The organism is Virgibacillus ihumii (assembly GCF_902726655.1).
Lineage (GTDB): Bacteria > Bacillota > Bacilli > Bacillales > Amphibacillaceae > Lentibacillus > Lentibacillus ihumii.
Genome location: NZ_CACVAN010000001.1, coordinates 2,682,525 through 2,706,879 on the forward strand (window position 1 = coordinate 2,682,525; position 24,355 = coordinate 2,706,879).

At 41.3% G+C, this 24,355-nt stretch carries 20 protein-coding genes, 1 tRNA gene and 1 other annotated feature; of the genes, 14 read left to right on the forward strand and 7 right to left on the reverse strand.

Annotation, left to right across the window (positions count from 1 at the left end; genetic code table 11):
• Positions 1 to 11: 11 nt before the first annotated feature.
• The 6 genes from mnmG to rpmH all read right to left on the reverse strand — a co-directional run bounded on the left by mnmG (position 12) and on the right by rpmH (position 5,846).
• Complete coding sequence (gene mnmG / locus HUX68_RS12880) at positions 12 to 1,898, reverse strand: tRNA uridine-5-carboxymethylaminomethyl(34) synthesis enzyme MnmG (RefSeq protein ID WP_174615219.1); 1,887 nt, start codon at positions 1,896 to 1,898, stop codon at positions 12 to 14.
• 95 nt (positions 1,899 to 1,993) lie between these two features.
• Positions 1,994 to 3,370: a tRNA uridine-5-carboxymethylaminomethyl(34) synthesis GTPase MnmE gene (mnmE, locus tag HUX68_RS12885; RefSeq protein WP_174615220.1), complete on the reverse strand. Its 1,377-nt coding sequence runs from the start codon at positions 3,368 to 3,370 to the stop codon at positions 1,994 to 1,996.
• A gap of 386 nt (positions 3,371 to 3,756) precedes the next feature.
• Positions 3,757 to 4,371: an RNA-binding cell elongation regulator Jag/EloR gene (gene jag, locus HUX68_RS12890; protein ID WP_174615221.1), complete on the reverse strand. Its 615-nt coding sequence runs from the start codon at positions 4,369 to 4,371 to the stop codon at positions 3,757 to 3,759.
• The gene (gene spoIIIJ, locus HUX68_RS12895) at positions 4,371 to 5,132 is read right to left on the reverse strand and encodes a YidC family membrane integrase SpoIIIJ (RefSeq protein WP_174615222.1); all 762 of its coding nucleotides are present in this window, start codon (positions 5,130 to 5,132) and stop codon (positions 4,371 to 4,373) included. Before spoIIIJ ends, jag begins: the two co-directional genes overlap by 1 nt.
• Positions 5,133 to 5,251: 119 nt before the next feature.
• A complete protein-coding gene (gene rnpA, locus HUX68_RS12900) occupies positions 5,252 to 5,605 on the reverse strand; it encodes a ribonuclease P protein component (protein WP_174615223.1) in 354 nt (117 codons plus the stop codon).
• A 106-nt stretch (positions 5,606 to 5,711) separates the two neighbouring features.
• Positions 5,712 to 5,846 (reverse strand): 50S ribosomal protein L34, encoded by a 135-nt coding sequence (gene rpmH / locus HUX68_RS12905; RefSeq protein WP_035507360.1) that lies wholly within the window; start codon positions 5,844 to 5,846, stop codon positions 5,712 to 5,714.
• Between the two features lie 554 nt (positions 5,847 to 6,400).
• On the opposite strand from rpmH, the gene dnaA reads away from it, so the two are divergent.
• From dnaA to HUX68_RS12945, 8 genes are all read left to right on the forward strand, one after another.
• Positions 6,401 to 7,750, forward strand: a complete 1,350-nt coding sequence (gene dnaA / locus HUX68_RS12910; protein WP_174615224.1) for a chromosomal replication initiator protein DnaA — start codon at positions 6,401 to 6,403, stop codon at positions 7,748 to 7,750.
• Positions 7,751 to 7,933: 183 nt separating this feature from the next.
• Positions 7,934 to 9,070, forward strand: coding sequence for a DNA polymerase III subunit beta (gene dnaN, locus HUX68_RS12915; protein ID WP_174615225.1), 1,137 nt, complete (start codon positions 7,934 to 7,936; stop codon positions 9,068 to 9,070).
• 164 nt (positions 9,071 to 9,234) lie between these two features.
• Positions 9,235 to 9,453, forward strand: a complete 219-nt coding sequence (gene yaaA / locus HUX68_RS12920; protein ID WP_174615226.1) for a S4 domain-containing protein YaaA — start codon at positions 9,235 to 9,237, stop codon at positions 9,451 to 9,453.
• A gap of 15 nt (positions 9,454 to 9,468) precedes the next feature.
• On the forward strand, positions 9,469 to 10,581 hold the full coding sequence (gene recF, locus HUX68_RS12925; RefSeq protein WP_174615227.1) for a DNA replication/repair protein RecF: 1,113 nt from the start codon (positions 9,469 to 9,471) through the stop codon (positions 10,579 to 10,581).
• 167 nt (positions 10,582 to 10,748) lie between these two features.
• Positions 10,749 to 11,033 carry an extracellular matrix regulator RemB gene (gene remB / locus HUX68_RS12930; protein WP_174615228.1) on the forward strand — a complete coding sequence of 95 codons (285 nt, stop codon included), beginning with the start codon at positions 10,749 to 10,751 and terminating at the stop codon, positions 11,031 to 11,033.
• A gap of 28 nt (positions 11,034 to 11,061) precedes the next feature.
• Positions 11,062 to 12,984 (forward strand): DNA topoisomerase (ATP-hydrolyzing) subunit B, encoded by a 1,923-nt coding sequence (gene gyrB / locus HUX68_RS12935; RefSeq protein WP_174615229.1) that lies wholly within the window; start codon positions 11,062 to 11,064, stop codon positions 12,982 to 12,984.
• 86 nt (positions 12,985 to 13,070) lie between these two features.
• Complete coding sequence (gene gyrA / locus HUX68_RS12940; protein ID WP_174615230.1) at positions 13,071 to 15,560, forward strand: DNA gyrase subunit A; 2,490 nt, start codon at positions 13,071 to 13,073, stop codon at positions 15,558 to 15,560.
• Positions 15,561 to 15,728: 168 nt separating this feature from the next.
• Complete coding sequence (locus HUX68_RS12945) at positions 15,729 to 16,451, forward strand: EcsC family protein (RefSeq protein WP_174616457.1); 723 nt, start codon at positions 15,729 to 15,731, stop codon at positions 16,449 to 16,451.
• Here HUX68_RS12945 and HUX68_RS12950 read toward each other — a convergent pair.
• Entirely contained in the window at positions 16,424 to 17,392 is a 969-nt protein-coding gene (locus tag HUX68_RS12950; protein ID WP_174615231.1) for a YaaC family protein, read from the reverse strand. The two genes, HUX68_RS12945 and HUX68_RS12950, sit on opposite strands and share 28 nt — an antisense overlap.
• Positions 17,393 to 17,579: 187 nt before the next feature.
• Between HUX68_RS12950 and guaB the strand changes: the two genes are divergently transcribed.
• The 6 genes from guaB (at position 17,580) to HUX68_RS12980 (ending at position 23,916) form a co-directional block, all read left to right on the forward strand.
• A complete protein-coding gene (guaB, locus tag HUX68_RS12955; protein ID WP_174615232.1) occupies positions 17,580 to 19,049 on the forward strand; it encodes an IMP dehydrogenase in 1,470 nt (489 codons plus the stop codon).
• 216 nt (positions 19,050 to 19,265) lie between these two features.
• The gene (locus HUX68_RS12960; protein ID WP_174615233.1) at positions 19,266 to 20,603 is read left to right on the forward strand and encodes a serine hydrolase; all 1,338 of its coding nucleotides are present in this window, start codon (positions 19,266 to 19,268) and stop codon (positions 20,601 to 20,603) included.
• 36 nt (positions 20,604 to 20,639) lie between these two features.
• Complete coding sequence (gene pdxS / locus HUX68_RS12965) at positions 20,640 to 21,524, forward strand: pyridoxal 5'-phosphate synthase lyase subunit PdxS (protein ID WP_174615234.1); 885 nt, start codon at positions 20,640 to 20,642, stop codon at positions 21,522 to 21,524.
• Between the two features lie 16 nt (positions 21,525 to 21,540).
• On the forward strand, positions 21,541 to 22,131 hold the full coding sequence (pdxT, locus tag HUX68_RS12970; protein WP_174615235.1) for a pyridoxal 5'-phosphate synthase glutaminase subunit PdxT: 591 nt from the start codon (positions 21,541 to 21,543) through the stop codon (positions 22,129 to 22,131).
• Between the two features lie 31 nt (positions 22,132 to 22,162).
• Positions 22,163 to 22,382 (forward strand) — a binding site (T-box leader).
• A 47-nt stretch (positions 22,383 to 22,429) separates the two neighbouring features.
• Positions 22,430 to 23,704 (forward strand): serine--tRNA ligase, encoded by a 1,275-nt coding sequence (serS, locus tag HUX68_RS12975; protein WP_174615236.1) that lies wholly within the window; start codon positions 22,430 to 22,432, stop codon positions 23,702 to 23,704.
• Positions 23,705 to 23,823: 119 nt separating this feature from the next.
• Positions 23,824 to 23,916, forward strand: a tRNA-Ser gene (locus HUX68_RS12980).
• Positions 23,917 to 24,355 lie beyond the last annotated feature (439 nt).

Sequence of the window (24,355 nt, forward strand, 5' to 3'; positions counted from 1 at the left end):
CTCCTCGCACTTTAATTGGCAACCCTGGCAACGTTACCTTGTTCAATATAAATAAGCAAAATGGAAATATCAGACGGATTTACGCCGGAAATCCGTGATGCCTGACCAACAGACAGCGGACGTACTTGTTTCAATTTTTCTCTCGCTTCTGTTGCAATACCACTGATAGCATCATAGTCAATCTTATCAGGTATTTTCTTATCTTCCATTTTCAGCATACGTTCGACTTGCTCATTTGCCTTTTTAATATACCCTTCGTATTTAATTTGGATTTCCACCTGTTCACGGACAACTTCCGGTAATTCAGGATTAGGCTCAATCACCGTTTCCAGCATATCATAGGTAATTTCCGGACGCTTCAAAAGATCATACGCACGCACTGCCTCTTTTAATGGCGTTCCATTTGCGTCTTTCATCATTTTTTGAACATGTTCTTCCGGCTTAATCACAATTTTGTACAGACGGTTCTTCTCTTCTTCCACCATTTGATTCTTTTCAGCATATTTATTGTAACGTTCTTCTTTAATCAAACCAAGGTTATATCCAATTTCTGTCAATCTTAAATCTGCATTATCATGTCGAAGCAGCAGACGGTATTCGGCACGGGATGTCAGTAAACGATACGGTTCATTTGTACCTTTGGTTACAAGATCATCAATCAGAACACCAATATATGCCTGGGAACGATCCAAAATTAGTGATTCTTTACCAAGCACTTTGGATGCGGCATTGATTCCAGCCATAATACCTTGTGCGGCAGCTTCCTCATATCCGGATGTGCCGTTTATCTGACCGGCAGTGAATAATCCAGGAATATTTTTCAATTCGAGTGTCGGCCATAACTGAGTCGGAATAATCGCATCGTATTCAATCGCATAACCGGCACGCATAATTTCTGCATTTTCAAGTCCCGGAACGGATTTCACCATATCATGCTGGATATATTCCGGTAATGACGTTGACAGTCCCTGGACATAAACTTCTTCCGTATCTCTGCCCTCTGGCTCAAGGAAAATTTGATGGCGTGGTTTGTCGTTAAACCGGACAATTTTATCCTCAATCGATGGACAATACCGTGGTCCTGTACCACGCTTCATTCCGGAATACATCGCTGACAACGACAAATTATCATTGATAATCTGATGTGTGAATTCATTTGTATACGTAAGCCAGCATGGAATCTGATCGGTTATATATTCCGTTGTCTCATACGAAAAAGCACGCAGTTTTTCATCACCAGGCTGTATTTCCGTTTTGGAATAATCAATCGTATGACTGTTTACTCTTGGCGGTGTTCCGGTTTTAAATCGGGTCAGTTCAATTCCCAGTTTCTCCAGATACTCTGATAATTTAATGGAAGCGCGCTGGTTATTTGGACCACTTTCATACTCGAGATCCCCCATCAGAACTTTCCCGCGCATAAACGTACCTGTTGTTATGATTACATTTTCAGCATGATACGCGGCTTTTGTTTCGGTAATCACACCTTTACAGACGCCGTCCTCCATAATCAATTCATTAACCATGCCTTGTCGTAAGGTCAAATTTTCTTCATTTTCCAGGACATGCTTCATTTCTTTTATATATAATGGTTTATCAGCTTGTGCACGCAATGCCTGCACTGCCGGACCTTTCCCGGTATTCAACATCCGCATCTGGATGTGCGTTTTATCAATTACTTTCGCCATTACACCGCCAAGCGCATCCACTTCACGAACGACTATGCCTTTAGCAGGGCCGCCAAGTGATGGATTACACGGCATAAACGCAACCATATCCAGGTTCAATGTCAGCATTAATGTTTTCGCACCCATTCGGGCAGCGGCAACTCCGGCTTCAACACCCGCATGACCGGCGCCAATTACAATAACGTCATAATGTCCTGCATCATATACCATGTTTGTTCACCCTTTCTTTTAAAAAGATTAGTTTATCTCATTCCTATCGTGTCTAGCTCCAACACCCAGCAACTAAACGGGCGCTTCCGCCTTTCCTATTTCCCTAAACAAAATTGTGAAAATAACTGATCGATCAGACTGTCACTCGCTGTATCGCCGATTATCTCACCTAAAAATTCCCACGTTCGCGTTACATCTATTTGAACAATATCCAATGGCATATTCATTTCCAGGCTGGCCATCGCATCTTCGAGTGACTGTTTGGCTTGCTTCAGCAACTGAATATGTCTGATGTTGGATACGTACGTTAAATCACCTGTATCAATTTCACCTGCAAAGAAAGTTTCTGCAATTGCTGACTCCAGTTCATCAATACCCTCTTCTTTAACTAATGAAGTTGAAATGACCGGATTTCCTTCTGTCAACTGCTCAACTTTATTTAAATCAAGTTTTGGCTCCAAGTCTATTTTATTAATTATTACAATGAAATCAAGCCCCTGAACTGCTTCAAACAATTTTTCATCCTCATCCGACAGTTCTTCATTATTATTTACGACAAAAAGAATAAGATCCGATTCTTTCAAAACCTGACGGGATCGTTCGACACCAATTTTTTCGACAATATCCTCTGTTTCACGGATTCCTGCTGTATCGACAAGCCTTAGCGGTACACCACGGACATTGACATATTCTTCAATAACATCACGTGTTGTTCCGGGAACTTCGGTAACGATTGCTTTATTTTCCTGCACGAGTGAATTCATCAGGGATGATTTCCCGACATTCGGACGGCCGATAATTGCGGTTGCAAGCCCTTCACGCAGAATTTTTCCCTGCTTTGCCACCTGGAGAAGTTCCTCTATCTCATCATGCACTTCTTTTGTCTTCTTTTGCATCATTTCATTCGACATTTCTTCTACATCATCATACTCAGGATAATCAATATTCACTTCGACATGGGCAACTGTTTCCAGCAGATCTTGACGATAACGCTGAATCATCGATGATAAACGTCCATCCATCTGTTTCAGTGCTACCGACATGGCCTTATCTGTTTTGGCACGAATCAGATCCATCACAGCCTCAGCCTGGGACAAATCAATTCGTCCATGCAAAAAGGCCCGTTTGGTGAACTCCCCTGGTTCAGCGATCCGTACACCTTTACCAAGCATTATTTCCAACACCCTGTTTACTGATACCAATCCACCATGACAATTGATTTCGACAATATCTTCACGGGTAAAGGTTTTTGGCGCCCGCATTACGGAAACCATTACCTCCTCGGCTGTTTCTTTCGTTTCCGGATCGATTATTTTTCCATAATGCATCGTATGTGATGCAGATTCGAGCAAATTCTTCCCTTCAAACACCGATGCAGCAACCTTGATTGCCTCCGGACCGCTTAATCGGACAATCGCAATCGCTCCTTCACCAATCGGCGTTGATATCGCTGTTATCGTGTCCGTCTCCATACCCTTTCACCCCATTTCTATCCACATGTTAATATCTATAAGAAACATCCATTAATTTTAATGTCACTAACATCATAGAATATCACAAATTCCAACAAAAATAAAACTTATCCACATGTGGACAGTTTCGACGTCTTTTCGACAGATACCTCCACCTGAAAAATTGTCGAATTTTCTTCAACAGGAAAGGTATGAAAAGTGAAATCGGCACTTTTTGAATCTGGTGAATTTAAGTGTTATTCCAACAAATATTTAATTTATTCGGCACTTATTAATCTTTTTCCGGCGAAAACATGTGAAAATCCGAGATTTCGACTTTCCCTTGTCCTTTATGAACAAAAAAATATCCCAAGGCAATGGGACCCTTGGGATATAACTAAGTTGATTTATGGCTTGATCACAATGTGACGGTGCGGTTCCACTCCGTCTGAATAGGTGGAAATCGTATCGTTCCTTTGTAAAGCGCTGTGAATAATTTTTCGCTCAAACGCCGGCATCGGTTCAAGTGCTACCTTTTTATTTAATCGAACAGCTTTATCTGCCATCTTATGGGCGAGCGATTCAAGCGTTTCTTTTCTTCGTTGACGATACCCTTCTGCATCAACAGTTACCGTATAATATTGGCTGCCTTCCTTGTTTAAAACAAGATGTGCCAAATATTGAATCGCATTTAACGTTTGCCCGCGTTTACCGATCATTAAGGCAATTTTATCTCCAGCCAGATTAAACGTTACATGATGCCCGTCTACTGAAGTGGTTACCGCTGTATCAACGTTCAGCTTTTTTGTTACTTCCATCAAATATTCTTCTGTCTGTTCAATTTGGTTTCTGCCCATCTTTACTTTTACAATAGCCCGCTTGGAGCCAAAAACTCCCAACAAGCCTTTTTTTCCTTCATCAATTACTTCAACTTCCACATGGTCCCTGGATGTGTCTAACTGCTCTAATGCTGATTGGACCGCTTCTTCAACAGTTTGTCCGCTGGCAGTTATTTCTCTCACTATTTGTCGCCTCCAGTTTTAGCATCTTTCATCATTGGTTTACGAATAAGAACTGTCTGTGCAACCATAAATACGTTACCAACAACCCAATATAATGCCAATGCTGACGGGAAGAAAAATGCGAAAACAGTTATCATGATTGGCATTACATAAAGCATGACCATCATTTGCGGATTTTGTGCCGCCGGACTTCCAGCCATCATCAGTTTCTGTTGCAGGAAGGTAGCCCCCCCGGCAATTAACGGTAAAATATAATCCGGTTGACCTAATTCAAACCATAAGAAGCTGTGTTCCTGAATTGGCTCATAACGCATAATAGCATGGTAAATCGCTATTAAAATAGGCATTTGAACAAAAATCGGCAAACAACCTGCAAGCGGGTTAACGCCATGCTTCTGGAACAATGCCATGGTTTCCTGCTGCAATTTTTGCTGTGTATTGGCATCTTTTGAACTGTATTTTTTCTGTATTTCCTTTAATTCAGGCTGAATATCCTGCATTGCTTTGGAACTTTTCAACTGCTTTACGTTTAACGGGAGCAGAACAAGTCGGATAATAATGGTTACAATAATAATGGAAAGACCGTAATTACCATCAAACAATTCGGCAAAATATTTAATAAACTGGGTCATCGGCCATACAAACCATTCCGCCCAGATCCCTTCCGTATTTTTACTGATCGGGTCGTTTACATTCATACAACCGGATAGAACCGTAACCAACCCCGTCAGGATTACAAGCAATGAAACCTTTTTTCGCAATTTATTTCCTCCTTACTGATCACACCAAAAACACCTTGTCCGACTAACAGATGCTTTCAACTATATGTACTCACATTAATTGTAGTTTATCATTAAATCAGTGCATTAACTATATAAAATTACATAAACTTCTTTTTCTTCAGCAAGCGCTCTTTTGATAAAACATGAATCAGGCTTTTCTTCACTTCATGAAAATTCATCTGCTTAGTAGGCTGCCGTGCAATCACTACGATATCATAGCCCAGTTGCATACGCTCATCAAGTTCATGAAGACTCTGCCTCAGATAACGCTTGATCCGATTTCGTGTTACAGCATTTCCAATTTTCTTTCCAACTGAAAGTCCGACCCGAAAATGGTCCTGGTCCGACCTCTTTATATAATAAATGACCAGTTGCCGGTTTGCAAAAGACTTTCCATGCTTAAACACATATTGAAATTCTTTATTATCTTTTATACGGAAAATCTTCTTCATGACAATCACCTTTATATAGAAGACTCTACTTCAGTCTGCAAAACAAAAATATCCGCTTCAGAATTCTGGTCTGCGAGAAAAAAAGACCACTGAGTTTTTCAGTGGCCTATGCAGACAATACTTTTCTTCCTTTGCGGCGACGACGAGCCAAAACTTTACGACCGTTCTTTGAACTCATACGTGCACGAAAGCCGTGTACTTTTTTACGTTTACGATTATTTGGTTGAAATGTTCGTTTCATTTTATCTTGCACCTCCCTAAGGAATTAAAAATCTATACTAAAAAAATTTCCTTTTAGACAGTCTAAGTAATTATACGGAAAATTTACGGTATCTGTCAACTTCATCAAAAAAATTTTTATCCACACCCTGTTGTTTTTACAATTCACTTCATTTTTTTCTATCCACAACTAATATCGACAATATACTCACAAAATATAATATTGTTGATAGGTTTTGTCTACAACTGGTGAAGATTGTGGATAACTGTCGATAATCCATTGCACCAATTGATTTTATTTGGTATTATAATTGTGCTTTAATCTGTGGAAAACAATCTATTGATATTTCACTATCCACAATTTGTGGATAGATTGTGGATAGTTATTAACACACTTGTTTAATAAACTATTAACAACATTGTGGATTACGTATATAACTTTTAAAAACATTGTATGTGCCTGTTTTTAATTATCCACAATTAAAAAAATTACCGATATACACCTGTCCATCTTTCGCATTGGGAGATTGAGAGAGGTTTTTTCATCATTTACACCATTGAAAGGGGTGAATTACGTTGGAAAACATTAATGAGCTTTGGACTGCAGCACTGGAAAAAATTGAAGAAAAGATAAGTAAACCGAGCTTTGATACCTGGCTTAAAAACACAAAAGCTGAATCACTGCAGCATGATACATTAATTGTTTCAGCTCCGAATGAATTCGCGCGTGATTGGCTGGAGGGAAGATATACCCAACTGATTAACGAAATTTTAACTGAAATCACCGGATCCAGTCTGACAACCCAGTTCATTATTCCAGAGGTCCAGCAACAGCCGGAAGATATAAAAGCACCGGCTAAAAAAATTCATACGCACGATAATGATGGAATGAACTCACCTAAAACGATGTTAAATTCAAAATATACATTCGACACATTTGTTATCGGATCCGGCAACCGCTTTGCACATGCTGCTTCACTTGCAGTTGCGGAAGCACCGGCTAAAGCATATAACCCGCTGTTTATTTATGGTGGTGTCGGGCTCGGAAAAACACACTTAATGCACGCAATCGGACACTACATTCGCGATCATAATCCGGAAGCTAATGTAGTTTATTTATCATCAGAAAAATTTACAAACGAATTTATTAATTCCATTATGGATAATAAAGCAGCTAACTTCCGTAACAAGTACCGGAATGTTGATATCCTGCTGATTGATGATATTCAATTTCTGGCGGGAAAAGAACAAACACAGGAAGAATTTTTCCATACGTTCAATACGCTGCATGAAGAAAATAAACAAATAATTATTTCAAGTGACCGTCCGCCGAAAGAAATACCAACATTGGAAGACCGTCTACGTTCACGATTTGAGTGGGGTCTGATTACAGATATTACACCGCCTGATTTGGAAACCCGGACAGCAATACTAAGAAAAAAAGCAAAAGCGGAAGGACTCGATATTCCAAATGAAGTCATGCTTTATATTGCTAATCAAATTGATACAAACATCCGCGAACTGGAAGGTGCACTCATTCGGATTGTTGCCTACTCATCCCTGGTCAACCAGGATATCGATGCATCACTTGCAGCAGATGCACTCAAAGATATTATCCCAAGCAATAAGCCGCGGACAATTACAATTAATCAGATTCAGGAAACTGTCGGAGAAAAATATGACGTAAAACTGGAGGACATGCTTGCCAAGAAACGGACAAAATCAATTGCTTTTCCAAGGCAGATCGCAATGTATATATCCAGGGAAATGACTGATTTTTCCCTCCCTAAAATAGGTGAAGAATTTGGGGGACGTGACCATACAACGGTTATCCATGCACATGAAAAAATCACCAAAATGATGGAAAACGATACATTGCTTCATAAAGATATTGAAGAATTAAAAGAACAATTGAAATCATTTTAAGTTATCCACCTGTGACTAAATGTGAATAGTGGAACTAACTTATAAACAACCTGTCCACATGTGTATAACTTTAAAACAATCGGATAAATCCAGTTATCCACATAATCACAAGCCCTATTACTATTATTACTATATTTTTATTAATAAAAAATAACTATATGTGCAAAAAGGAGAATAAATTCAATGAAATTTATTATTCAGCGTGATCAATTAATTTCCAGCGTCCAAAACGTTATGAAAGCTATCTCATCACGTACAGCAATACCGATTTTGACTGGTATGAAAATAGAAGCTTCACAAAATGGAATAAAATTAACCGGAAGTGATTCCGATATTTCCATCGAATCCTTTATTCCTGCAGAAGAAAATGGAATCATCTACGCGGAACAAATTGAACCAGGCAGTATCGTTATTCAGGCACGTTATTTTCCGGAAATTGTCCGTAAACTTCCGGAGAAAACAGTGGAAATTGAGACAGATTCCAGTTTGAATGTAACCATTCGTTCAGGTAAAGCACAATTTAACCTGAATGGTCAGGATGCTGAGGAGTACCCGCAATTACCTAAGCTGCAAACGGATAATAATTTCAAACTGCAGACAGATTTGCTGAAAAGCTTGATTAAACAAACTGTATTTGCGGTTTCAACTATGGAAACACGTCCTATCCTTACAGGTGTTAATATTAAACTGGAGAATAATACATTAAGCTTTACAGCTACTGACAGTCATCGGCTTGCAGCCCGTGAGATTCCGATAAATGAATCGAACGAAGGTTTTTCCAGTATTGTTGTCCCTGGCAAAAGTTTAAATGAATTATATAAAATCCTGGCCGATTCCGACGAGGAAATCGAAATCAGCGTCACAAACAATCAAATTCTTTTTCAGGCAAAACATTTAAATTTTCTATCCAGATTGCTTGATGGAAATTATCCGGAAACGGCCAGACTGATTCCGGATCAAAGCAAGACAATGATAAATGTGAAAACGAAAGATTTAAGCCATACAATTGACAGGGCTTCTCTTCTGGCGAAAGAGGATCGGAATAATGTAGTCAGATTAACAACGACAGGCGATAATCTTTTGGAAATTACCAGCAATTCGCCGGAAGTTGGCCAAGTTGCTGAAGAAATTTCAGTGACATCGATCGAGGGAGAAGAATTAAAAATTTCGTTCAGTTCCAAATATATGCTGGATGCATTAAAAGCTATTGAGTACGATGAAGTGAAAATTGAATTTACCGGAGCAATGCGCCCGTTTATCATCAAACCGGCAAATGATGATTCCGTACTGCAGTTAATATTGCCTGTCCGAACGTATTAAAAAGAATGAAAGGCTCTTATCTGATATGATAAGAGCTTTCTTCATCGATTAAACAGTCTTTCCTTCCCATTAGTCCAAAACTTTAGTAAAATAGATAGAAGGTTCATTAGAAAGTTTATTTAATGCAAATACAGACACTTTACCTGAAAATTTGGTGATAACAAATGCATGAAGAAATAGAAATAAATACAGATTTTATTACACTCGGTCAATTTATTAAATTAATTAATATTTTGGAATCGGGCGGAATGGTTAAAGCATTTTTGCAGGATCAGGGAGCGCTGGTTAATAACGAGCTGGAACACCGCCGCGGCAGAAAACTGTACCCGAATGATATAATCGAAATTGAAAATGTCGGCTCTTTTAAAGTCGTCAAGGATTAATTGTGGTGATCTTTCATGCACATTGAACAGTTAAAAGTAAAAAATTACCGCAATTATTCCCAATTGGATATAACATTTGATGATAAAATAAATGTCATCATCGGTGAAAATGCACAGGGAAAAACAAATCTGATGGAAGCTATCTACCTGCTGGCTTTTACAAGATCACACCGCACCCCAAGGGAAAAAGAGCTGATTCAATGGGAGCAGGAGTATGCTAAAATAGAAGGCAGAATAACAAAACGCAGCCAATCATTTCCCCTTGAAATCGTCTTGTCAGGAAAAGGAAAAAAAGCAAAGCTCAATCGAGTGGAACAACAGCGCCTTAGCGACTATATTGGAGCTTTGAATGTCGTCATGTTTGCACCGGAAGATCTGACATTGGTTAAAGGTCCGCCGCAAATACGCAGGCGTTTTATTGATATGGAACTCGGGCAAATTCAACCCACCTATATCTATCACTTGGGTCAATATCAAAAAATACTGAAGCAGCGTAACCACTTATTGAAACAGATCCAGCGGAATTATCAGGCTGACCTTACCATGCTGGAAGTATTGACGGAACAATTGACAGAGCATGCAGCTTCATTGCTTGAGCGGAGATTTTTATTTCTTGAACTGCTTCGAAAATGGGCTCGGCCAATTCATTATGGAATAAGCCGTGAATTAGAAGAACTTGATATAATATATGCTCCAACTATTGACGTATCGGAATCGGCTGAAACGGGAACAATAGAAAGTATCTATCGCAATAAGTTTCAGGAAATACAAGAAAAAGAGATTGAACGTGGAACTACGTTAATCGGGCCGCATCGGGATGATCTGATATTCCATGTTAATCATAAAAATGTACAAACCTATGGATCACAGGGTCAGCAACGTACTGCAGCTTTATCTGTAAAGCTTGCAGAAATAGAATTAATTTTCAATGAAATTGGCGAGTATCCGGTACTGCTTTTGGACGATGTACTGAGCGAATTGGATGATTTCAGGCAATCTCATTTATTAAATACAATTCAAGGCAAGGTACAAACCTTTGTGTCCACCACCAGTGTCAAAGGAATTCAACATGAAACGCTGCAGGAAGCGGAACTTTTCCGGGTGGAAGATGGGAAGGTATTTACATAGGCAGATAAGAATGTATAAAACACAATACATCCTTACTGCATAAGTGCAACTATGGTCGTCACCAAAAGGCTTGCACTCAAGAGCATAAGGGCTTCTAAGAAAGCACAAAACGCTTTCATAAGATTCCCTTTAGTGAGAACCAAGTTTTCTAAACGTGGAGGAATACGATGTTTATTCACATTGGCAATGATAATGTTGTTCAATCAAAAAATGTTATAACAATTATCGACCGCAATGTTGTATCGTCTTCAACGATTATGGAAGAAATGATGGACAACATGGGAAAACAGGAAAAAGTCTTTGGACCAACGGATAAGGCGAAGTCAGTTGTCATCACAAATGACCGGGTTTATTTCAGTTCATTATCAGTTTCGACACTGAAAAAAAGAGCAAGCATGATTTCAATGATAAGCAAACTGGAAGATTTTTCAGACGAGTTGGAAGAAGAATAAAGGTTTACAAAGAAACGTAGGTGAAAAAATGTCGGATGAAAAAGTAAAAAATGAACAGGCGTACAATGCTGATCAGATTCAAGTGCTTGAAGGATTGGAAGCAGTCCGGAAAAGACCAGGTATGTATATCGGCTCAACAAGTGATCGGGGATTGCATCACCTTGTATGGGAAATTGTTGATAACAGTATTGATGAGGCACTTGCCGGATTTTGCGATCATATTCAGGTCATCATTGAGAAAGACAACAGCATTACCGTGAAAGATAATGGACGAGGGATTCCGGTGGATATTCAGAAAAAAACCGGGAAACCAGCACTGGAAGTTATTATGACCGTGCTGCATGCCGGAGGTAAATTCGGCGGAGGAGGCTATAAAGTCTCCGGGGGACTCCATGGTGTAGGTGCTTCAGTCGTTAATGCGCTTTCCAGTAATTTGGAAGTGTATGTACATCGTGATGGTAAAATCCATTTCCTTGGTTTTGAAAAAGGTGTTCCTCAGGGCAACATTGAGGTTATTGGAGAAACGGACATTACTGGAACGGTTACACATTTTCGACCGGATCCGGAAATTTTCACGGAGTCGAGGGCCTATGATTTTGAAAGGCTTGAACAGCGCGTGCGTGAACTGGCATTTTTAAATAAAGGCATTAAGATTTCGCTTGAAGATAAGCGGACTGATGAAGAACCGATCACGTACCATTATGAAGGCGGAATCAGCTCCTATGCTGAATACATTAACAGTACACGTGAAGTGCTTCATGAACCATTTTACGCGGAAACGGAAGAACAGAAAATCACGGTGGAAGTCGCCATTCAATACAATGACGGCTTTGCAAGTAATATTTTTTCCTATGCGAACAATATCCATACCATTGAAGGCGGGACACATGAATCAGGCTTTAAAACCGGTCTGACTCGTGTAATCAATGACTATGCACGTAAAAACAGCATGTTTAAAGAAAGCGATCCGAATCTGACTGGTGATGATGTTCGCGAAGGGTTAACTGCGATTATTTCAATCAAGCATCCTGATCCGCAGTTTGAAGGTCAGACGAAAACAAAACTTGGCAACAGTGAAGTCAGGACCGTTACCGATTCAGCATTCAGTGAATCTTTTTCCAAATTCCTGATTGAAAACCCGGATGTAGCCAAAATTGTTGTGGAAAAAGGATTGATGGCTTCACGGGCCCGCATGGCTGCCAAAAAGGCACGTGAATTGACTCGGAGAAAAAGTGCATTGGAAGTTTCCAATCTGCCCGGTAAACTGGCTGATTGTTCGTCAAAAAACGCGGAAATCAGTGAGTTGTACATTGTGGAGGGTGATTCTGCCGGCGGTTCGGCAAAACAAGGACGGGATCGTCATTTTCAGGCAATCCTTCCATTGCGCGGGAAAATTTTGAACGTGGAAAAAGCACGACTGGACAGAATTTTATCCAACAATGAAGTACGTGCTATGATTACGGCACTTGGAACGGGAATTGGTGAAGATTTTGATTTATCGAAGGCAAGATATCACAAAGTCATCATTATGACCGATGCAGACGTTGATGGTGCACATATTCGTACCTTACTATTAACCTTTTTCTATCGTTATATGCGCCCACTGCTCGAACAAGGTTATATATATATTGCTCAGCCGCCTCTTTATAAAGTTCAACAAGGCAAAGCGGCACATTATGTATACAATGATAAGGCGCTGGAAGAGTTGCTGGAGGAACTTCCGAAGACACCAAAGCCCGGTCTTCAGCGCTACAAAGGTCTGGGTGAGATGAACGCAACTCAGCTGTGGGAGACGACGATGGACCCGGATACACGTACATTACTGCAGGTTAACCTGACTGATGCAATTGATGCTGATCAGATTTTCGATATGTTAATGGGCGATAAAGTGGAGCCCCGCAGAAATTTTATTCAGGAAAATGCCGAATACGTGCAGAATCTGGATGTGTAGAACAAGTATTTAATATCTGATAGCAGCGAATAACAAGCGCTGAAAGGGCGCTTACGCCTTTGTTTAATGATTTGGAGGTAATTTTAATGGCGGATCAACAACGTCCGAGTGTTACGGAAATAAATATAGGTAAGGAAATGCGCACATCGTTCCTGGATTATGCAATGAGTGTCATTGTATCTCGTGCCCTGCCGGATGTTCGGGATGGAATGAAACCGGTGCATCGCAGAATTTTATATGCCATGAATGATCTGGGAATGCATTCAGATAAGGCACATAAAAAGTCTGCGCGTATTGTCGGGGAAGTTATCGGTAAATATCACCCGCATGGCGACTCAGCTGTGTATGAAGCAATGGTCCGGATGGCACAGGATTTCAGCTACCGGAACCCGCTTGTTGACGGGCATGGGAATTTTGGTTCCGTCGACGGTGATTCAGCAGCGGCAATGCGTTATACCGAAGCCCGCATGTCAAAAATTTCAATGGAACTTTTGCGTGATATCAGCAAGGATACGATTGACTATCAGGATAACTATGATGGTACAGAACAGGAACCGCTTGTATTCCCTGCCCGTTTTCCAAACTTGCTTGTTAATGGAACGTCCGGAATTGCGGTAGGAATGGCCACCAATATTCCGCCACATAACCTGGGAGAAACAATTGATGCCGTTTTGGCCGTCAGCCGCAATCCGGAAATCACCATTGATGAACTGATGGAAAATTACATACATGGTCCGGATTTCCCTACATCAGGTGAAATTCTTGGGAGGAGCGGTATCCGAAGGGCGTATGAAAAAGGAAAAGGATCGATTACCATTCGGGCAAAAACTGAAATTGAGGAACATGCGAATGGTAAATCAACGATTATCGCGACCGAACTGCCATATCAGGTAAATAAGGCAAGACTGATTGAAAAAATAGCTGAGCTTGTCCGAGAGAAGCGAATAGATGGCATTACCGATCTCCGGGATGAGTCCGACCGTACCGGACTCCGTGTTGTTATCGAACTTCGCCGCGATGTGAATCCAAATGTTGTTCTGAATAACTTATACAAATATACGGCACTGCAAACCACTTTTGGTATCAATATGCTGGCGCTTGTGGCCGGCAAGCCAGAAGTTTTGACCATTAAACAATGTCTGGAATACTATCTTGAGCACCAAAAAGAAATTATCAAAAGACGGACAGCTTTCGAATTACGTAAAGCCGAGGCCCGTGCACATATTCTGGAAGGCTTACGTATTGCACTTGATCACCTTGATGAGGTAATTGAGTTAATCCGTAATTCCAAGACTGCGGATATTGCGCGTGATGGTCTGATGGAACGGTTCGGACTGTCAGAGAAACAATCACAGGCAATCCTGGATATGCGATTGCAGCGATTAACGGGTCTCGAACGGGAAAAAATTGAAAATGAATACGACGACCTGATTAAACTGATTGACGAATTGAAAGCCATTTTGGCCAGCGAAGAAAAAGTTCTGGAAATAATCCGGGAAGAACTGACAGCGATTAAAGAAAAATATAATGATTCCCGTCGGACTGAAATTGTTGTAGGCGGTGCTGACTTCATTGAGGATGAAGATTTGATTCCGGTTGAGAACATCGTTATAACACTCACCCATAAAGGATATATAAAACGCCTGCCAGCCTCCACATATCGCACCCAAAAACGCGGGGGCCGCGGTATTCAGGGAATGGGGACAAACGAAGATGACTTTGTTGAACATCTCGTATCGACATCGACTCACGATACGATTCTTTTCTTTACAAACAAAGGGAAAGTTTATCGTGCGAAAGGATATGAGGTTCCAGAATTCAGTAGGACGGCAAAAGGGATTCCAATCATTAATCTGCTTCAGATTGAAAAAGATGAATGGATTAACGCCGTTATTTCGGCAAGTGAATTCAGTGAAGATTGGTATTTGTTCTTTACGACCAAACACGGAATTTCCAAACGTACGCAACTGTCTCAGTTTGCCAACATCCGAAAAGGCGGTCTGATTGCGGTAGGACTTCGTGAGGGAGATGAACTGATTTCCGTTCGCATGACTGACGGTATGAAAGATATTATGATTGGTACGAGAAACGGTTATTTGATTCGTTTTCCGGAAGATCAGGTCCGTTCCATGGGAAGAACCGCAGCAGGTGTGCGCGGTATTTCACTAAGGGGTAATGATGAAGTTATTTCCATGGAAATATTGGAGAAAGGTCTGCAGGTGCTTCATGTCACTCATAAAGGTGTTGGTAAACGTACGCCTGAGGATCAATATCGGGTTACCAACCGTGGCGGTAAAGGTATTTTCACCTGTAAACTTTCAAGTTCGGACCATGTAGCTGCAGTTAAAGCTGTAACAGGCGAAGAAGATATTATGCTGATTACCGTTGCCGGTGTGCTAATACGTATCCCGGTTTCAGGAATTTCCCAAACCGGCAGAAATACGATGGGCGTCAAACTTATACGGCTGCATGAAGAAGAAGAAGTTGCGACAGTAGCAAAAGTTGAACCGGATGAAGATGAATCTGCGCATGAGGAAGCAGATGAAACAACAGAATCAGATGAAAATGAAACGTAATGGTTTCCAGTTCGTATAATGTAGGTGGCATGCAAGGAATATTTATTCTTTGGTGTCACTTTTTTATAGCCGGAAAAATAAAATATCGGTAGAAATACTGTTCTTCCTGAAAGAACTAAAAACTTCGACGATATTATTCACATGAAAAATTTTGAAGGACCGATGCAGATGACTACTTATGATGAAAAAGCTAAGGTTGAACTGATTGAATGGCGCAAAAAAATGGCTAAAGATTCAACATTTATCAACCAGCTTGCCAAAAAGGCGCAAAACAAAATTAATGAAAAAATTCCGGAGCGGGCTCATAGGGTAATCACAGAAAGTATCAAGAAAATGGTCCAGGCAACTTTGATTGGTTCGGAGTATACGGTCAGACCGCCGCAGGATCCACCGGGGACACTTGAGTCTAAAGAAAAGCTTGTTTTGGAACGTAAAGAAGTATACAAACGGACGGCTGCTGCTGAGGGCGCCGGAACAGGTGCAGGCGGCATATTGCTTGGGTTTGTTGATTTCCCGCTGCTGCTGTCCATCAAGATGCGTTTTCTGTTTGAAACGGCTGCCCTGTATGGGTATGATGTGAAAGACTATAAGGAACGGTTGTTTATTTTACACATTTTTCAGCTGGCATTCTCCAGTGACCGCTATCGTGAGGAAACCTTCCGAACAATTGAAAATTGGCGGCAAAAAAAAGAAGAACTTGCTGAATGGGATTGGCGGGTTTTTCAGCAGGAGTACCGCGATTATATTGATTTTGTAAAAATGCTTCAGCTGGTGCCGGGAATCGGTGCAGTTATCGGAGCGTATGCCAATTACAATTTATTGGATCATCTTGGTGAAACCGCAATGAATTGCTACCGGCTGCGTTATTTTCTTGAGCCTGGATCCAATTGATCCAGTAATTCTTTGCCCACCAGGAATGGCACTTTCTCAGCAGTGACTTGAAGGAAGTGCCGGATAAACGGGAAATCGGCCTCTGCTTTGGAAGTGAGCAATTCCCCCCACCATTCCGTTTCATAGCGGCTGACCATGCTCAAGTTATACAGCAGCAAATAATGGATCAGCAGTTCGGGAAGTGCAATGAAATGTTCTCTGTTATGAGGAAAATAAATAGTTTCCGCTCCAGGGTCAATAAAAAAAGGACTGGATGCTTCATGAACAGGTGCTGATAACACCATTTCCATATATCCGGAAACAGTATGAACGTGGGCCAGCCCCGGAACATGCTTTTTAATTCGTTTAATGAATGCTGTCTGGGTCAGGTTATAGCTGTCAAGGAGTGTTTCCGGGAAATACATTTGATCAGAATCTGTCTTCCCCACTGCCGTCAACTTTTGCGAATGGTTGAAAGTAAACAGCTGGTTCAGTTCTGGAATGAGGGAAAATAATTGTTCCATCCTGATTTTTTCAAACGGAAATGTCCCGACGGCGTATAAATATTTTGCCAGGTAAGGAAACAAACCATTGTGCTGTATTTTGACTTCATCCTGTAAAAAGGTATAGTTCTTTTTTTTTCGTTTTCGTGTCGAAACTCCGTGTGCGAGTACTGCTGTTGTTTCGGGATAGTTCGGTCTTTTTGTCAAAAGACAAGCTTTGCACAAATGAGTCATCCCGTAAAATAATAAAACCGGCATCAGCAGTATATCCGCATCCCGTGCGTTTGTCAGAAATCGTCTGCCATGGTCGATGTAATGCATCAGTGCACTTGCATTCTCATAACTCTTCGTTTCAGCTTCGGGCTGATTTTGTCGTCTGTAGCATTGCAGCAAATAATCAAATGCCGTTTCCTGTGACTGCAAATATGTAAATAATAACGAAATATCTTGTTTATTCATCATTTTCCCCCATAATCTATTCAAATATTTTGAATCTATTTTCTTTTTTCATGACCTGATTATCCTGTTGAAAAAGCGCGTTTGTTGGCGTATTGTATATAACAATAGAAACATGTATAGTTTGGCCCATTTGATGATTTATAATCATTTAACAATATATAATTAATGAACAGGAGGAGGAAAAAACATGCGCGAGGATAAGTTTTCCAAAGAAGGGCTGACGTTTGATGATGTATTGCTGATGCCTGCCGAATCTGAGGTTCTTCCAAAGGATGTAAAGATCAGTACAGACTTGTCGGATAATATTAAGTTAAAGGCCCCGTTCATCAGTGCCGGTATGGATACTGTTACGGAAGCGGAAATGGCAATTGCAATGGCGCGACAAGGCGGTTTGGGTATTATTCATAAAAATATGTCGATTGAGGATCAGGCGGAGCAGGTAGACAAGGTTAAGCGTTCCGAAAGTGGGGTTATCACCAATCCTTTCTTTTTAACACCGGAACATCAGGTTTACGATGCAGAACATCTGATGGGAAAATTCCGCATTTCTGGTGTCCCCATCGTCAATAATATCGATGAGCAAATACTCGTAGGCATTATTACAAACCGTGATTTACGTTTTGTACAGGATTACTCTATTCCGATTAAAGAGGTTATGACCAGTGAAAATGTTGTAACTGCTCCTGTTGGTACAACATTGGATGAAGCGGAACACCTGTTACAGCAACACAAAATTGAAAAATTGCCTTTAGTTGATGATAACGGAATGTTAAAAGGTTTAATTACAATTAAGGATATTGAAAAAGTCATCGAATTCCCTAATGCAGCAAAAGATTCGCAGGGCAGATTACTTGCCGGTGCTGCGGTTGGTGTTACCGGTGACGCACTGAAACGTATCGAAAAACTGGTTGATGCCGGTGTTGATGCAATTGTAATCGATACGGCGCATGGGCATTCCAAAGGCGTACTCGATCAAATACGATTGGTTCGGGAAGCGTATCCTGAATTGGATATCATCGCTGGAAATGTTGCAACTGCTGAAGCGACAAAAGCATTGATTGAAGCCGGGACGACAGTAGTAAAAGTCGGCATTGGACCTGGTTCCATCTGTACTACACGTGTTGTTGCCGGTGTCGGGGTCCCGCAGATCACAGCTGTTTATGATTGTGCCCAGGCTGCTGAAGAATATGGTGCAGCTGTGATTGCCGATGGTGGTATCAAATATTCCGGTGATATTGTCAAGGCATTGGCAGCCGGGGCAAGTGCAGTGATGCTTGGCAGTCTGTTTGCAGGTGTAGCAGAGAGCCCCGGGGAAACGGAAATTTTCCAGGGAAGACAATATAAAGTATACCGCGGCATGGGCTCAGTCGGTGCGATGAAAGCAGGTTCAAAAGATCGCTACTTCCAGGATTCAGAGGATGCTAAAAAACTCGTTCCTGAAGGTATTGAAGGAAGAACAGCATACAAAGGACCGCTTGCTGATACAATCCATCAATTAGCCGGTGGACTACGTGCCGGAATGGGTTATTGCGGAACTCCTTCAATTAATGCATTACGCCATGACGCACGTTTCATCAAAATCTCCAATGCAGGATTGCGGGAGAGCCATCCACATGATGTGCAGATTACGAAAGAAGCACCGAATTATTCATTTTAATTTTTTGAAGAAAATGCCGGATTCGCCGAATAAGTGTAAAGCTTGCTTTAAAAGGGTTTCGAATTAAAAATAGTATAATTTATCTATGAAGTTTTCTAAGATGGGGATAATTCCCCGTCTATTTTTTCATTATTTTTTATGGTAAAATATCAAAGTGCTTCCTATTTTACTAGAAAAGAAGTATAAAAATCATTTTATGTTGGAGGTTAAAGAAAAGTGAAACATACGCTACAAAAAGGATTGTTATTTTTACTGATTGCAGTTTTTATGATGACTGCAGTTATTGCACAGCCATTTTCTGCACAGGCAGCAGGATCGTTAAACATAGAAGCAGAATCAGCTATTTTGGTTGATGCTGAGACAGGAAAAATAGTATATGCTAAAAATCCTGATATGAAATTGCCTCCAGCAAGTATGACCAAAATGATGACTGAATATTTAGTGTTGGAAGCCATTCAATCCGGTCAAATTAGCTGGGATACAACGACTCAAGTCAGTGATTACGCCTACAGTATCTCTGCTGACCCAACTTTTTCGGGAATCGGCCTGACGAAGGGCAAACCATATAAAGTGAAAGATTTATATAAAGCGATGGCAATCTTTTCAGATAACGGTGCAACAATTGCACTTGCAGAACTGGTTGCCGGCTCTGAAGGCGAATTTGTTAAAATGATGAATAAGAAAGCAGAGGAAATGGGCTTACCCGATTATAAATTTGTAAATTCCACCGGACTATCAAATGAATGGCTCGGTGATAATGTTCCAAAAGGTACCGATCCGAATGCAAACAACTTACTTTCAGCAAGGTCAGCAGCCCTGCTTGCGTACAATTTGATTAAGGATCATCCGGAAGCAATGGAATATACAAGTATGACTGAAACAAAATTTGAAGGCTATAAAGTGGAAAATCTGAACTGGATGCTTCCACATAAAGCAACATACCTGAAACAGTTTAAATATGAAGGAGTAGACGGACTGAAAACCGGCTACACTGACCTTGCCGGATATTGTTTCACCGGAACTGTTGAGAAAAATGGTCAGCGATTTATTTCGGTTGTGATGAAAACAGACAGTAAAGGCGAACGTTTTCAGGAAACGGAAAAATTGTACGATTATGCGTTCAATAATTTTGAAACAAAAGAAGTATTCTCGAAAGGTTACCAGCTGAAAGATAAATCTGTTATTCCGGTTTCCAAAGGAAAGAAAGATACTGTTGAAATAGCCACAAAAGCAGCATTTAAGGCCCCTGTTAAACAGGGAGAAGATAAGAAATACAGCATTAAATATCATATAAATAAAGAAAAACTGAATAAAAACGGTGAACTTAAGGCCCCAGTTGAAAAAGGCGAAAAAATAGGGACCGCTGAACTTGTTTACAATGGCAATGCGGATTACGGTTATATCTTTCCCGATCAAAATAAACAAACTGTTGCGTTAGTCGCACAGGAAAAAGTGGAGAAAGATAACTGGTTCATGCTTACATTAGGATCCATTGGAAGTTTCTTCTCCAATTTATTCGGTTCGATCGTGGATACTGTAAAAGGATGGTTTTAACGTAAAAGAATTTAAATATACCGAGGGGGAAATAAAATGACAAATACAGGTACTGATCGCGTTAAACGTGGTATGGCAGAAATGCAAAAGGGCGGCGTCATTATGGACGTTGTCAATGCGGAACAAGCTAAAATTGCTGAGGAAGCCGGTGCAGTAGCGGTAATGGCTCTGGAGCGGGTTCCATCCGATATTCGTGCTGCCGGCGGGGTTGCCCGCATGGCAAGTCCGGAAGTTACCGAGGAAGTCCTGAATGCGGTATCCATTCCGGTTATGGCAAAGGCACGAATCGGCCATATTGTTGAAGCTCGTGTTCTTGAAGCAATGGGTGTTGACTATATCGATGAAAGTGAAGTATTGACGCCTGCTGACGAGGAGTTTCATTTAAAGAAATCCGATTATACAGTACCATTTGTTTGCGGCTGCCGTAACCTGGGTGAAGCTGCCCGCCGTATTGGCGAAGGTGCTTCCATGTTGCGTACAAAAGGTGAACCAGGTACAGGGAATATTGTTGAGGCTGTCCGCCATATGCGCCAGGTACAATCGGAAATACGGAAGCTGACGTCGATGTCAGAAGATGAAGTCATGACATTCGCAAAAGAAATCGGTGCGCCATATAACCTGTTACTGGAAATTAAGGAAGAAGGCCGCCTGCCAGTAGTGAACTTTGCAGCCGGTGGTGTGGCAACGCCAGCTGATGCGGCATTAATGATGCAGCTCGGTGCGGATGGTGTATTTGTCGGATCCGGAATTTTTAAATCAAATAATCCGGAAAAATTCGCAAAAGCTATTGTTGAAGCGACAACACATTATACCGATTATCAATTGATTGGCGAACTTTCCAAAGGTCTGGGTACTGCAATGAAGGGTCTGGAAATGAGTACATTGGAACCTCATGACCGCATGCAGGATCGCAGCGAATAAGAAAGAAGGAATTACGATGACTGCAATAGGTGTACTCGCATTACAAGGGGCTGTGCGCGAACATATCCGTTCAATAGAAGAAGCAGGTGCACAAGGTGTTGAAATTAAGCGTAAGGAGCAGCTTGATGCAATTGATGGGCTGATTCTTCCCGGCGGTGAAAGTACAACGATGCGCCGGCTGATTGACAGCTATGACTTTTTTGAGGCAATCCGGGAATTTGGCAACCAGGGTAAACCTATATTTGGCACATGTGCCGGCCTGATTTTGATGGCTAGTGAAATTGAAGGGCAGGAAAGTGCTCATTTAGGTTTAATGAATATGAAGGTTGCCCGTAATGCATTTGGCCGTCAGGTCGCCAGTTTTGAAGCGGATTTGTCGGTGAAACACATTGGTGAACATGTCAATGCAATATTTATCCGGGCACCGTATATAGTGGATGCCGAGCCTGAGGTAGACGTACTTGCATCGTATCAGGACCGTATTGTAGCGGCACAACAGGGAAATTATTTGTGCACGGCATTTCATCCTGAATTGACCGATGATAATCGTTTTATTGAATATTTTGCCCAAATGGTGGAACAATCGTTAAAAACACTTGCATCTTAGCAGGTAATTGGGTATGATATATCATAATATATGATCAGTTATGCAAGGAATTAGTACCCGGAATGCTTATTGAAGAGAGTCGGTGGCGGCTGAAAACCGATATAGGCATTGTGGAGAATCCATCCTTAAACTGGTTTGCTGAACAATGGAGTAGGCAAACCCGGTTAACAGCCGTTATGTTTGTTCGAGCCGGAGGAGTTTTTCTCTTCAATTAGGGTGGCAACGCGGGAAGCAACACTCTCGTCCCTGTTTTATGCAGGGACGGGAGTTTTTTATTTGCTAAAAGGAGGAATTAATTATGCTGGATATGAAGTATTTGCGTAATAATTTTGAAGTGGTTAAGGAAAAGCTGGCTCATCGCGGTGAAGACTTATCCGAATTGGACAAATTCGGTGAACTTGATGCACGCCGCCGCGAGTTAATTGCAGAGACCGAAAAATTGAAGGCAAAAAAGAATGAAGCTTCCAAACAGATTTCGGTCTTGAAAAAGGAAAAAAAGGATGCTGAACCTGCTATTAAGGAAATGCGTGAAGTGGGTCAACAGATTTCCCAACTTGATCGGGAGCTGAAGGAAATTGAGGAAAAGCTGAATCATATGATGCTTTCCATTCCGAATATCCCGCATGAGACGGTGCCTGTCGGTGAAGATGAAGACGACAATGTGGAAGCACGTAAATGGGGCGATATTCCAACATTTGATTTTGAGGAAAAACCACATTGGGACATTGCTGCTGACTTGGATATTCTTGACTTTGAACGTGCAGCCAAAGTAACCGGAAGCCGTTTTGTGTTTTACAAGGGCTTGGGTACAAGACTGGAACGTGCATTAATCAATTTCATGATGGACCTGCATGCAGACGAACATGGTTATACAGAGATGATGCCGCCGCAGATTGTTAATCGTGGAAGCCTGACTGGTACCGGTCAGCTGCCGAAATTTGCAGAAGATGTCTTTAAACTGGAAGAGTGGGATTATTTCCTGATCCCGACAGCTGAAGTTCCAGTGACGAATTTCCACCGTGATGAGATTCTGGCAAACGATGATCTTCCGAAGCGATATGCAGCATACAGCGCTAATTTTCGCTCTGAAGCAGGTTCTGCCGGAAGAGATACACGTGGATTAATCCGTCAGCATCAATTCAATAAAGTAGAGCTTGTCCATTTCACAAAGCCGGAAGAATCCTATGAAACATTGGAGGAATTGACTGGTCATGCCGAAAAAGTCCTCCAGCTGCTGGAACTGCCATATCGTGTGATGAGCATGTGTACTGGTGATTTAGGATTTACAGCCGCGAAGAAATACGATATTGAGGTATGGATTCCAACTCAGGAAACATACCGTGAAATTTCTTCCTGCTCGAATTTTGAGGCATTTCAGGCAAGACGGGCCGGCATTCGTTTCCGCCGGGAGGAAAAGGGAAAGCCTGAATTTGTCCATACACTGAATGGATCCGGCCTGGCTATTGGACGTACGGTAGCTGCTATTTTGGAAAATTATCAGCAGGAGGATGGATCTGTTGTTGTTCCGGAAGTGTTGCAGCCGTATATGGGCGGTAAACAAGTAATCAAATAAGAAACGGATTTTCGGGCCACCCGGTTGTGTGGCCCGATGTCCATTTTATAAATAAATTCTTTGTGGAATTATGTTTGACAATGGATGTACAGCATGATATATTAAATCTTGTCGCACACGGAGGTATACCCAAGTTCGGCTGAAGGGATCGGTCTTGAAAACCGACAGGCGGGTCAAACCGCGCGGGGGTTCGAATCCCTCTACCTCCTCCATTTAATGATAAGCGCATAAATTGGAGATACTTTAAAAATCGTTGCTTCTGCAGCGATTTTTTATATTGTCAGAGAGAAAAACACCATCGCTCCGTAATAAGACGAGGTTGTTCCAGCAAAATCATTTTTTATAATGGTATTCATTATTTAAGAGTTGACATTGGCGCTATTAGCAGGTATAGTACTTGAAAATACAGTAAGATACGTAATAAACAGAGAAGAGGTCAGTAGCAATTTGCTTCCTGTCAGAGAGTGGAATTCATCGGCTGAAAAATTCCATCGGGTACGGCTTTTGTGAAACCTGCCTTGGAGTTGTCAGATTAACCCTGACCGCAGTCTCGCTGCGTTATGAAACCAGAGCGGGCATGTTCAGCATGTCAATGAAGGTGGTACCACGGAAACACCCCAATCCGTCCTTTAACAGGATTCGATTGGGGTG